Origin of the sequence: Actinopolyspora mzabensis, assembly GCF_900101095.1 — a bacterium.
Taxonomy (GTDB): Bacteria; Actinomycetota; Actinomycetes; order Mycobacteriales; family Pseudonocardiaceae; genus Actinopolyspora; species Actinopolyspora mzabensis.
In genome coordinates this window covers 216,954-228,934 of record NZ_FNFM01000003.1, presented here as the reverse complement: position 1 = coordinate 228,934, position 11,981 = coordinate 216,954, and the positions used below count along the sequence as shown (strand labels likewise).

The 11,981-nt window shown below is 67.2% G+C and carries 9 protein-coding genes; 8 read left to right on the top strand and 1 reads right to left on the bottom strand.

All coding sequences use genetic code 11. The annotated features are described in order from the left end of the window. Positions 1-2 precede the first annotated feature (2 nt). The 8 genes from BLR41_RS06205 (at position 3) to BLR41_RS22775 (ending at position 10,477) form a co-directional block, all read left to right on the top strand. On the top strand, positions 3-2,156 hold the full coding sequence (locus BLR41_RS06205; protein WP_092627018.1) for a terpene synthase family protein: 2,154 nt from the start codon (positions 3-5) through the stop codon (positions 2,154-2,156). A 96-nt stretch (positions 2,157-2,252) separates the two neighbouring features. Then, on the top strand, positions 2,253-3,650 hold the full coding sequence (locus BLR41_RS06200; protein WP_245693932.1) for a family 2B encapsulin nanocompartment shell protein: 1,398 nt from the start codon (positions 2,253-2,255) through the stop codon (positions 3,648-3,650). A 204-nt stretch (positions 3,651-3,854) separates the two neighbouring features. Then, a complete protein-coding gene (locus BLR41_RS06195) occupies positions 3,855-4,895 on the top strand; it encodes a family 2 encapsulin nanocompartment cargo protein polyprenyl transferase (RefSeq protein WP_245693931.1) in 1,041 nt (346 codons plus the stop codon). A gap of 415 nt (positions 4,896-5,310) precedes the next feature. Then, entirely contained in the window at positions 5,311-5,778 is a 468-nt protein-coding gene (locus BLR41_RS06190; RefSeq protein WP_092627016.1) for a hypothetical protein, read from the top strand. A 74-nt stretch (positions 5,779-5,852) separates the two neighbouring features. Then, on the top strand, positions 5,853-7,415 hold the full coding sequence (locus tag BLR41_RS06185) for an ArnT family glycosyltransferase (protein ID WP_245693930.1): 1,563 nt from the start codon (positions 5,853-5,855) through the stop codon (positions 7,413-7,415). 514 nt (positions 7,416-7,929) lie between these two features. Next, complete coding sequence (locus BLR41_RS06180; RefSeq protein ID WP_218119948.1) at positions 7,930-8,205, top strand: FeoA family protein; 276 nt, start codon at positions 7,930-7,932, stop codon at positions 8,203-8,205. Positions 8,206-8,210: 5 nt separating this feature from the next. Continuing rightward, positions 8,211-9,065, top strand: coding sequence for a FeoB small GTPase domain-containing protein (locus BLR41_RS22780; RefSeq protein ID WP_176797846.1), 855 nt, complete (start codon positions 8,211-8,213; stop codon positions 9,063-9,065). Further along, complete coding sequence (locus BLR41_RS22775) at positions 9,062-10,477, top strand: nucleoside recognition domain-containing protein (RefSeq protein WP_176797845.1); 1,416 nt, start codon at positions 9,062-9,064, stop codon at positions 10,475-10,477. Before BLR41_RS22780 ends, BLR41_RS22775 begins: the two co-directional genes overlap by 4 nt. Before the next feature lie 96 nt (positions 10,478-10,573). On the opposite strand, the gene BLR41_RS06170 is transcribed toward BLR41_RS22775, so the two are convergent. Next, positions 10,574-11,764: a macrolide family glycosyltransferase gene (locus tag BLR41_RS06170; protein ID WP_092627014.1), complete on the bottom strand. Its 1,191-nt coding sequence runs from the start codon at positions 11,762-11,764 to the stop codon at positions 10,574-10,576. Between the last annotated feature and the right edge of the window lie 217 nt (positions 11,765-11,981).

The following is an 11,981-nucleotide window of genomic DNA, read 5'->3' as shown; positions in this document are numbered from 1 at the left end:
GTATGCGTCCCTTCGAACTCCCGGACTTCTACACGCCCCACCCCGCCCGCCTGAATCCACACGTCGACTCCGCCAGGTCACACACCACACGATGGGCCCGGGAAAACGGACTGCTCCGCCTATCCCCAACCGCGCCCTCGGCGCCGACGATTCCCGACGAAACCGAATTCGACGACCACGACTACGCCCTGTTGGCCGGCTACACCCATCCGGACGTCTCGGCAGCGACCCTGAACCTGCTCGCCGACTGGTACGCGTGGATGTTCCTCCTCGACGATCAGCTTCCGCCTCACGGCGAGCGCACCGACTCAACCCCGGAAGCACGACGAGACGTACAGCGCCTTTTCGGGTTCCTGCGCACCCCCACAGCTTCCGACCAAGTGCCGTGCACGCCACTCGAAGGCGGGCTGGCAGAGTTGTTGCAGCGTACCGCCGCAACGGCCACTCCCCGCCTGCTGCGACGTCTAGCCGCCGAGACCCGTGTCCTGCTGAGAGCGCGAGCACGGCCATCGTCCGGCACTTTCGCACCCATACCCAACCCCGTGGCTCGCCTTCGCGACAGCCGTTATTCGAGCGGCGCCCACTGGGTAACCACACTGCTCGAATGCACCCTCGGCAGCTCGCTGCCACCGGCCGTGTCCCGCAGCGGGCCGTTACGGCTGTTGCGGGAGTGCTTCGCCGACGCGCTGCGGCTGTGCAACGACCTGTTCTCCTACCAACGCGAAACCCGGCTGGAACGAAAAGGCGACAACGCGGTTCTGGGTATCGAACGTTTCCTGGAATGCTCACCCCGGCGAGCCGCCGAGATCGCCAACGCGGTGTTGACCCGGCGGATGCATCTTTTCGAAGCCACGCTGCACCATGGTCTGCCGACCCTGCTCACCGAACACGCACTGCCCGAACAGCGGCGCACGACCGTGTGGTCCTATGTCAACGGGCTGCGTGACTGGTTGGCGGGAGCACACGAGTGGCACTCGATATCCACTCGCTACATGAACACCGGGCCGATCCACACCACCCGGATACGGCAACCCGTCGGCCTCGGTTTCACCAGCACTGTCCACAATCCCCGGCCGGGGGGCAACACCGGCCCACCGGTGACGTCCGGCCACTCCCGAGCACGGTGGGAACTCGCCAAGTGGTTCCCCCGGATCCACGACACGAACCAAATCGCCACGAACCCGCTGCTGCCACGGTTGCGATCCCGGACAGCGGCCTGGGCCCAACGACACGGCATCCACGAGAAAGCACTTCCGAGCACGAGACGCACCCACACCGATTACGCCCTACTCGCGGCCAGAGTGCTCCCCCACGCGGACGAGACCGAGCTGGCTCTGATCGCCGACTGGAGTCTGTGGGCACGGTTCGCAAACGACGGTGCCTCCCTACAGCAGTATCGGCCGTGGCCACGGCTGACCGAATTCCTCACCTCGAACCCCGACGAGATGCCCACCACCACCGAACCGGTCGAACAGACACTGGCCGAGCTGTGGACCCGCACCACCGCGAGCGTCCCGGTACGGGCGCAGCGTCGTTTCCGCCAACGCATCCGGAAATTCCTGCGCCACGCGACGGGGGAACCGGTCGAACCCGTCGGGAGCGATCCCGTCGACTTCCTCGCTCCGCTGGAAACGCCACACCGAACCGGCCGCTCCCATCTCCGGCTGGCACTGACCGAGCTGCGGTTGGGGCCGGACATACCCCCCGGATTGCTACGCAGCCCCGCGATGCGTGCACTCCGACAGGTCTTCGCCGAGATCACAGCACTGCACGAAGACCTCGTGCTCGCGCACCGCCACAGCATGTGTGAAGCCCCGCATGGAGCGATACCGACAGCGAGACGATCCCACGACGAGCGAAGACACCACGCGGTGCGCATACTGAGCGATCTGCTGCGCACCCGACGGCAACGATTCGACTCCCTGCTGAACCGGGACATGGCCGAAGCTCGTGCCGAGTATCGGCTCTCGCCCACCGCCGGCAGGCAACTCGACAACTACCTCGACGATCTCGACCACTGGATCACCGGCGAGTTGAGTTGGCTGCTGGAACCCGAACGGCACAGCCACACCCCCACTCCCGCGAACCAGGCGACACAGCATCCGCTGCCCACCACCGGCCCCCACACCCCAACCGTGGAGGCCTTCCCCACATGACCACCACTGCCACCCCGGCCGCGAGCTCATCGTGTGGCGCGGCCGGAACCACCACGCGCATTTCGCCGCACTCGACCAGATTGGTAACCGCACATCGTGACTGTTTCCGACCCGGACACCGGCGTTTCCCCCGAACACTCCAGCCTTTCTGTCGAAGCCGCCCGCAAGCTGTCGACCACCACGAAGTCGACGCCGCAGATGCAGGGCATCACCTCGCGGTGGTTGCTGCGGATGCTGCCCTGGGTGCAAGTGGAAGCAGGCACCTACCGCGTCAACCGGCGGTTGACGTATCAGCTGGGTGATGGGCGGTTGACGTTTACCAACACGGGTGCGCAGGTGCGGGTGATTCCGCAGGAGTTGCGGGAGTTGCCGTTGCTGCGCGGGTTCGACGACGAGTCGACCCTGGCCGTGTTGGCCGACCGGTTCACGCAACACCACTACGCCCCCGGTCAACTGATCACCGAACAGGGGGAGACCGCTGATCGGGTGGTGCTGTTGGCGCACGGTAAGGCCAACAAGATCGGCCCCGGTGAGTACGGTGACGACAGCGTCCTCGACGTACTCGCAGACGGGGAACACCTCGGGCAACGAATCCTCGCCGACGACGAGGTCCGCTGGCCACACACCGTCAAGGCCATCACCCCCTGCACTGTGCTCACCCTGTCCCGGCAGGAGGCGCGGGAGATCACCGAACGCTTCGAGAACCTGTCCCGACACCTACGACGAACCGAGTCCCAGCCGATCCCACCACACAACAAACACGGTGAGGCGGCGATTGATGTGGTGTCGGGTCATTGGGGTGAGCCGTTGTTGGCGGGGACGTATGTGGATTATGAGGTGGCGCCGCGGGAGTATGAGTTGAGTGTGGCGCAGACGGTGTTGCGGGTGCACAGTCGGGTGGCTGATTTGTACAACCAGCCGATGAATCAGACTGAGCAGCAGTTGCGGTTGACGATTGAGGCGTTGCGGGAGCGGCAGGAGGAGGAGCTGGTCAATAATCGTGAGTTCGGGTTGTTGCACAATGCGGATCTGTCGCAGCGGATTCACACTCGGACCGGCCCGCCCACCCCCGACGACCTCGACGAACTACTCTCCCGCCGCCGCAAATCCGAATTCTTCCTGGCGCATCCCCGCGCTATCGCCGCGTTCGGCAGGGAATGCAACCGACGGGGCGTCTGTCCCGCGACGACACAACGTGACGGTGTCACCCTGCTTTCCTGGCGCGACGTGCCGCTGCTGCCCTGCGACAAGATCCCGATCAGTGACACGGGGACCAGCTCGGTGCTGGTGATGCGCACCGGTGAGGACAGTCAGGGTGTCGTCGGGCTGCACCAGACCGGCATACCCCACGAGTGCGCCCCCAGCCTCAACGCACGGTTCATGGGGATCGACGACAAGGCCATCATCTCCTACCTCGTCAGTGCCTACTACTCCGCGGCCGTGCTGGTGCCCGACGCCCTCGGCGTCCTCGAACACGTCGAGATCGGACGCTGATCCCTTCGGCACGACTTCCCGGAAACTCCCGGAAAGTCGCCGAGACCGAACCTCGATTTTCCCGACCGCCCGACGAGCAGTTCCACCTCCCGCCCTCTCGCGTCACCGAGCGCGACCGCCCGAGCCTCGCTGCGAACTCGGCCGTCGCCACGACCACTCGTTTCACCACCGGCACGCGAGCCCTCCTCACAAGGGATGATCACCTTGGCCACCGTCGAAGACACCGGCAACGTCCGATCCGGCGCCGAGATACTCGATTCCACCCGTGAACTGGTGCTTCCCACCCTGCGCGCCACCGTCGACCAACTGTCTCCGGCAGCCCGTGCCGTGGCCACTTATCACCTGGGGTGGCGGGACGAACACGGCGCTCCCGCCAACGGCCAGAGCGGCAAGACGCTGCGTTCGGCGCTGGTGCTGCTCACCGCCGAAGCGGTGGGCGGCTCTGCCGAGGCGGCGGTGCCCGCGGCGGTGGCCGTGGAGCTGGTGCACAATTTCTCGTTGCTGCACGACGACGTCATCGACGGCGACGAAACCCGCCGACACCGCCGTACCGCCTGGAGCGTGTTCGGGTCCGGAGAGGCGATCCTCGCCGGAGACGCCTTGCTGGCCACGGCCACCGACGTGCTCGTGGCCAGCGAACACCCCGCGGCCACCGAAGCCGTACACACCCTCAGCAACGCGGTACACACGCTGATACAGGGGCAGAGCGCCGACATGGACTTCGAACGTCGCCGCGACGTCACCCTGGCCGAGTGCGAAAGCATGGCCACCGCCAAAACCGGTTCGCTGTTGGGATGCGCGTGTGCGCTCGGTGCCTCGTTCGGAGGTGCCACAGGATCGCATGTGGACGACCTGCGGGCTTTCGGCGAGTACCTCGGGCTGGCCTTCCAGCACGTCGACGACCTGCTCGGTATCTGGGGCGATCCGCAACACACCGGAAAACCCGTCCACTCCGATCTGCGGGCCAGGAAGAAGACCCTGCCGGTGTTGGCCGCACTGAGCACCGCCACCTCCGCCGCCGAGCAGTTGCGCACGTTGTACTACCGCGGCCGTCCCCTGTCGGCTCCGGAACTGGCCCGAGTGGCCGAACTCGTCGAGGCGGCCGGCGGTAAGCAGTACAGTCTCGACGAGGCCGATCGGTTGTTGTCGCTGGCGTTGGCAGCGCTGACCACGGCGGGCACGGACCGGAAAGCCGGTTCGGAACTGGCGGAACTGGCGCGGGTGATCACTCGGCGGGATCGTTGACCCGAAGGAGGGAAGCCGTTGCTCACTCGCTCGGCCACGGGATAGCTTCGCCCCGGTGGAAACGGGGGCGCCGCGGGTCGTGAGCGCCACTGTTACGCACCTCGGCACCGCAGGCCCCGCCGAATGTGGCGGCGCTGTCGAGCGAACACCGAAAGTCGCGAGACGGCCACGGAACATGCCCGGCCGCCACGTGGGCACCAAGAGGTAACAAGTGCCACACTTCCCCGCTTCGAACCGCGCAACACCAGCTCAGCGGGGCGCCGAAGGGGGTCGCGGCACCGCTGTGATCTTGTAATGTCGTTGTCCAGCACAGACGGGTGGTGCTTTATCGCAGTGTTACCGGTAGGCTCTGGCACACCGGACGGGATCACCCACCGGTGTTACTGACCGTTGCTCCTATCACGAGTCAAGACGGATGACACTTCAAGACGACCGTGCTCGGACCTGGTTCCAGCCCATGGTGCCAACCGAACAACCGCACAGGGATGCCGTAGGCGACGCGGGGCCGCTGACCACCCGGATCGAGGGAGAACTCGTCTTCCCGGAGCAACCACCGACCCCGGCGCCCTGGGCGGAACGGCTCGAAGTCACCCAGCCGTTCATACCCGCCATCCGTGACCAAACTCCGGAGTTCGCCAAACGGCTGACCGCCGAACCGGTGGCCGCCGCTCCCCACCCGCCGGACGACTCGCCCACCCTCGGCACCGCGCCCGCAGGAGAACCCCAGTCGTCCGCGCCCGGCGAGCCCACCCAGTCCTCGGGCTCGTCGAGCGGATCCGCGGCCGCACAACCGCAGAAACGACGCAGCCTCGCTCGCCGCGTCGTGCGGCGGATCCTCGGCCCGGACCTGCTTCGTAAGGATCCGGCTCCGAAGAAACGCTGAATCGTCTTCGGTTGGGATCGGGCATAATCGGAACGGTCCACAATCGACCGATTTTTCTGTCGCCAGGGAGCGCATTGTCCACAGCACCACCGGCCACGGCCGGCAGAGTCGATACCCTGCCCGCTCCCGGGCCCCGAGCCACCGCAGGGGTGCCGTTCGCCGCGGTCTCCGTCGGAGTGATCGCCGTCGTCTTCGCCGTGGCGTGCGCGCTGACCACGGGCCGCTACGGTTACTTCGGGGACGAGCTCTACTTTTTGGCCGCGGGCCATCACCCGGCGTTCGGCTACGTCGACCAGCCCCCCGGCGTGCCACTGCTGGCAGCCGCCATGCAGGCCTTGTTCCCCGAATCACTGAACGCGCTGCGGGCACCGTCACTGCTGGCCGCGGTCGGTTACATCGTGCTGAGCGCGTTGAGTGCCCGCGAACTGGGTGCCACCCGCCTGACCCAGGCGTGCGTGGCCGGGGTGGCCGCGTTGACCCCACATCTGGTGGCGTCGGCGCACCTGCTGGTGACCTACTCGTTCGACCAGACGATGTGGGCCTGGGTCGTATGGCTGTTGCTCCGCTGGGCACGCCGCCACCACGCCGGAGAGCCCGCGAATTCGACGTTGGTGGCCGCGGGCGTGGTCACCGCCGTCGCGGTCCAGTTCAAACTCCTCATTCCCGTGCTGTGGCTGGTCGTACTTCCGGTGGCGATACTGTTCGGCCCTCGTCGATTACCGCTTCGTCCCGGGCTGTGGGCAGGCGGTGCGATCGCGGTCCTCTCCGTCCTGCCGGGAGTGTGGTGGCAGGCACGGCACGGCTGGCCCCAGTTGGCCATGGGCCGCGTCATCGACAGCGAGACCGGCAACGCGTGGACGTTTCTCAACGCCTCGGTCAATCAGCTCGGCCCGGCGGGCACGGTATTGGCGTTGCTGGGGTTGTGCGGGCTACTGGTCAGCCCGAAGTTGCGACCGTACCGGTTCCTCGGCGTGACCGCGCTGGTGGTCACACTGGTGTTCATACTGATCAGCGGTCGTTCCTACTACACCGCCGGGCTCTACGCCGTGCTGTTCGGGGCGGGTGCCGTGGTGGTGCAACAGTGGTGGTGGCGTCTCGACGCTTCACGGCACCGGTGGAGTCGGTGGTCACTGCCGTTGGTGGCGCTGGGGTGCTGTGCGTTGAGCCTGAGCACGGCCGTGAACACGCTGCCGTTGACCCCGGTTTCCCGGGTCAGTCCTCGCAATGTGGTCGTCACGGCCAGTCTCGGCTGGCCCGGCATCACCGAGCAGGTGGCCCGGGTCTACCGCGAACTGCCCGACGACAGTGTTCCCTCCGCTGTGGTCACCCATGACTACTGGTCGGCGGGGGCGCTGCATCATTACGGACCGGAGCGCGGTGTTTCCGAGGTCTACAGTCCCAGCCGCGGCTTCTGGTACTTCGGCAGACCCGACGAGGCGGTGCGCCGCGTGGTGTATCTGGGTGGTGATCCACAGCGGCTGCGCCGACTGTTCGGCACGGTCCGCAAGGCGGGGGCGATCGAGACGGATCCGGCTTTTCGGACCTACTACGACAACATGCGTATCTGGGTGCTGCGGGACCCGAAACTGCCCTGGTCGCAAATCTGGCCCCGGCTGCATCACATGAGTCTGTGGTGAACACCGTGGTTCGCGGGTGCCGCACTGCCGATCACCCGTTCCGGTCTTCGCGGGACTCGTACCTGCGGAGGTGACGCGCGGCCGCCCGGGTCGGCACCTCAGTGACCGCCAGCTCGTTCCGCGCAGCCGCCGGCCGAACTCGCCCTCGCTTCGTGGCCACACGTGGTGCTCCTCGAGCTCACCGTGGAGGCAGCTGCCGCTTGCGGTGCCGAACCAGCAGGGCACACCATCCGCAGCGGCGGTCACCTCGCGTGGTCGCGGTCTTGCACGAGGCGGTGCACCCTCCCTCTTCGCCGGGGGCTGAGCCGCTCGTGAGCGTCGAGACCTACCCGCCCCGGCCGTAGCAGCACCCGGGTCTCGTCGGCCGCGCGTAGCCGCCCCGAAGACGTGCCGATGTTGCCGCCGTCCGTGCCCGCCGTGGGCACATCCGCTGCCACGAACCGTTTTCAGCACGCCTAGCCGAATTTTACGCCTCGACTTAACAAGAGTTTTCGGCTCGCCTAAAATTTCGATTGTGCGCAACGTACACAAGGGGTCCCCTGCGGGGGCGAGCACGGCCACGACGCTGGACCGGCTCAGACGGGGCCAGATCGCCACGGTGACAGCGGTGGACATCCACGGGCCCCAGCGACGGCGCCTGATGGATCTGGGAGTGCTGCCCGGCAGCCGCATCCACATCGATCGCGTCAGCCCGCTCGGCGACCCCACCGCCTATCTGGTGCGGGGCAGCGTGATCGCGCTGCGCCGCGAACAGGCCCGCGGTATTCACATCACCGTCGAACAGGAGTGAGCACCGTGGCAGCAGACCTACCGACCCCGAACGCGAACGCGAGCCCACCTCCCGCCGCGAGCGCGGCATGCGGAACCTGCGTGTTCAACCACGCCGCCCAGCTGCGCGCGCTCGGCGTGGACGTCTCCGGCCACGACCACGTGGTGGCGCTGGCGGGTAATCCGAACACCGGCAAAAGCACGGTGTTCAACGCGCTGACCGGGTTGCGCCAACACGTCGGCAACTGGCCCGGCAAGACCGTCACCGGCGCCGAAGGGGGATTCGGGTATCGCCGACGACGCTACAAGCTCGTCGATCTTCCCGGCACGTACTCGCTGCTGTCCGACAGTCAGGACGAGGACGTCGCACGGGACTTCCTGCTGTTCGGCCAACCGGACGTGACGGTGGTCGTCGTCGACGCCACCCGCCTGCAACGCAACCTCAACCTCGTGCTGCAGATCCTGCAGATCACCGGGCGGGTGGTGGTCGCCCTCAACCTGATCGACGAGGCGCACCGGCACGGCCTCTCGCTCGACCAACGCCACCTCGCACGCGAGCTCGGGGTGCCGGTGGTGCCCATGGCGGCACGCAGTCGCCGGGGACTGGACGCGCTGCTGGAGGCGATCGAACAGGTCGCGCTGGGTACGGTGGCCACCCGGGCACGGCGCGTCCACCACGGCGACGCCCGCACCGAACGTGCCGTCCGCGAACTGGCAGCACAACTGCTCCGGGAGTACCCCGGCCTGGCCAACACCAGATGGATCGCGTTACGCCTGCTAGAGGGTGATCCGGGCATTGAACGCGCCGTCACCGACGGCACCCTGGACCGGCTGAGCAGCCCGACACCACACGCCGTCTCTTCCGAAACGCCAGGGACATGACCGGCTTCTCGATCCTCGACCGCGCGGCACGGCTGCGCGACGGCCTACCCGAGGGATTCCGCGACGAAGTCGTCGAATCCCTCTACAGCGACGCCGCGCGCATCACCGAAACCAGCGTCACCGAACGCGACCACGGAACGAGACCGCCCCTCGACCGCTTGCTCGACCGGGCACTGACCCACCGGGTGTGGGGCTTCGCGACGATGGGCCTGTTGTTCTTCGCCGTGTTCTGGTTCACCATCTCCGGCGCCGCGGGCCCCTCGGGACTGTTGTCGAGTGTGCTGGTCGACCACGGCCACAGCAGGCTGCACGCGGTGGCCGCCCCGCTGCCGCTGCCGGACTGGGTGAGCGGGCTGCTGCTGGACGGAGTGTATCTGTCCACCGCCTGGGTGGTGGCGGTGATGCTGCCCCCCATGGCCATCTTCTTCCCGCTGTTCACCCTGCTGGAGGACTTCGGTTATCTGCCGAGGGTGGCGTTCAACCTCGACCGGCTGTTCGCCAAGGCGGGCGCGCACGGCAAACAGTCCCTGTCGATGATGATGGGCTACGGCTGCAACGCGGCCGGGGTGACCGCCACCAGAATCATCGACAGCCGTCGGGAACGGCTGATCGCCATCATCACCAACAACTTCAGCGTCTGCAACGGGCGCTGGCCCACCCTCATCCTGATGGGCACGATCTTCATCGGGGCGCTCGCCCCACCCGCCCTGGCGGGAGTGATCGCCGCGGCCAGCGTGGTCACCGTGGCGTTTCTCGGTGTGCTGGTCACCCTTCTGGTGTCCTGGGCGCTGTCGAAGACGGTACTGCGTGGTCACAGTTCGACCTACTCCCTGGAACTACCCCCCTACCGCCCGCCGAAGGTGTGGCGCACCCTCTACACCAGCCTCATCGACCGCACGCTGAAAGTGCTGCGCCGCGCGGTGGTCATGGCCGCCCCCGCCGGAGCGGTGGTCTGGCTGATCAGCAACGTCACCGTCGCCGAGGCGAGCATCGCCGCGCACCTGGTGGGTGTGCTCGACCCGTTGGGGTGGGTGCTCGGCCTCAACGGCATCATCCTGCTGGCCTACCTCGTGGCGATCCCGGCCAACGAGATCATCATCCCCACCATCCTGATGCTGACGACGACGCTGGGGCCCAACCTGTTCGACGCGCAGCAGGGCGTGATGCTCGAGCTCGGCACCGCCCAGACCCACACGGTGCTGACCCAGGCCGGAGGATGGACCCTGCTGACCGCGGTGAACCTGATGCTGTTCAGTCTGCTGCACAACCCCTGCAGCACCACCGTGCTCACCATCTGGAACGAAACCAAAAGCCCGAAATGGACCACGGTGGCCACACTGCTGCCGATCGCGCTGGGCTTCGCCGTCACCGCGTTGACCGCGACCGTGGCGCGCCTGGCGGGCTGGGCATAGCCACCATCGCCGCGGGTCGCCCCCCGTCTTCCCCGGTGCGGACGAACAGGCAAGCCGACGAGCGGCGCCGAGCTCCTCCCCGAGCGGGGCAGGAAATCAGGACCGCGCCAGGTGGGCCTCCAGCGCGTCGACACCGGCCACGGCGCCGCCGCAGCCGCGCATGCCCGCCGCGGTGGCGGTGACCGTGGCGCGCAGGTACTCGTCACCGGCTGCCTCGTCGACGGTCTTGCGCAATGTGGCGGCGTCGGCATCGTCGGGCAACCGTCGGGCCAGCCCCAGCTTCTCGGCCTGCTCGGCGTTGGCGCGCTGTTCGACCATCTGCGGATAGGTCACCAGCGGCACCCCGTGATACAGCGACTCCATCGTGGAGTTCATCCCCGCGTGGGAGACGAACACGTCGGCGTGCCGCAGCACTTCGACCTGCGGGAACCGGGGGCGAACGTCGAAGTTGTCGGGCAACGCGCCCAGCTCGTCGGGATCGATTCGGTCGCCGATGGACATCGCCACCTGCCAACCGCTGTCACCGAAGGCCCGCAGGCAGTCGCGGTAGAAGTCGGGACGCTCGTTGAACGCGGTCCCCAACGAGATGAACAGCAACGGGGCCTGTTCGTCGCGGGGCGTGAAGGAATCCCCCCGGGCCCTGTTGCCCATCGACGGTCCCAGGAACCGGAAGCGTTCGTCGAAGGTCTCGGCGGCGGGCTGGAACTGGTGGGGCACGAAAACCAGGTTCAACCCGGCCGGGGTGGGCGAGAGCAACGACTCCGGGGCCGAGACGCCGAACTGCTCGGCCAGTTCGTGGTGACGGGCAGCCACTTCCCGCAGCGCCGGGTGGTCCGGGTCGAAGTCCTCGGGCAGGAAGTACCGCATCAGCGAGAACCGCTCGTTGGCGGCGAAGCTGGGAAGCAGCGCCACGGCGGGCGCCCCCAGTGCTTCGGCCAGCATGGGCCCGCCCAGGCTCATCATGTCGTAGCACACGGCTTCCGGCGGGTCCGCCGCGAAGTGCTCGCGCAACACCGGCAGGCTGTCCCGGGTGTGATCGAGCATCATGTGCATCATGTAGGAGAGCATCTCCACGGTGATCTCGTCGAACGACTGCGTCGGCGGCATGGGCGGGTCCACCCCCACGTCGACCCCCCGGGCGCCGCTGCCCTCCACTGTCTGCAGCCTGCGCTGCCCGGTGGCGTAGCTGACCCGATGGCCCCGGCGGCACAGTTCCTCCACCAGCGGCAGGGTCGGATTCACGTGCCCGTCGAGTGGGGGGGCGACGAACGCGAAATGGCGGGACATACTTCCTCACAGCGTTTCGGGAGAAATAATGGCACGACTGCCGGTTTCCGCCGTTCGATTATTCCCCGCCGACTCCGCCCACGCCCGTACATCCACCCAAACGTGACATCATCAACATCGCCGTGTGGTGCGAATACGCCAAAACGGGCAGTCGGATCCGCGGCTGGACGTGGTTCTCGTTCCATAGCTCCCACCCCGAGCGCCGCCCACGGGGCGC